1 pseudogene is annotated in these 330 nt (G+C 56.4%); it reads left to right on the top strand.

What is annotated here, in order from left to right:
- Positions 1-298, top strand: a pseudogene (locus tag HB633_RS30695) (cytochrome C oxidase subunit I); the annotation flags it as partial.
- Positions 299-330: the final 32 nt, after the last annotated feature.

Genomic DNA, 330 nt, shown 5'->3' with positions numbered 1-330 from the left:
GGCCATGTCGGTGATCATCTCGACTATCGGCGGGCTGATTTTGGTGGTCTCGGCGGTGATGTTTTTTATCGTGCTGATTCGCGCGCATCGCGGGCCGCGTGTGGTAGTCGAAGAGTATCGTTTCAGCACGGCGGTGCATGAATCGAAAACCATTCCCGTTGCGTTGAACAGCTTCGGCTTGTGGCTTGCATTGATGATCGGCCTGACGCTTTTCAATTACGGCTATCCGATTGCATCCCTGGTGTCGCGCTCGGACACGTCGGTGCCGGCAATTCCAATTGGAGGGCCGCAACGATGAGCGAAGAACGCCTGTTCTCGTTACGCAACCGG

It is taken from the genome of Caballeronia sp. dw_276 (assembly GCF_018449635.1).
In the GTDB taxonomy this organism is placed as follows: domain Bacteria; phylum Pseudomonadota; class Gammaproteobacteria; order Burkholderiales; family Burkholderiaceae; genus Caballeronia.
The sequence above is the reverse complement of the archived record's forward strand: the minus strand, read 5'-3'. Positions and strand labels throughout refer to the sequence as shown.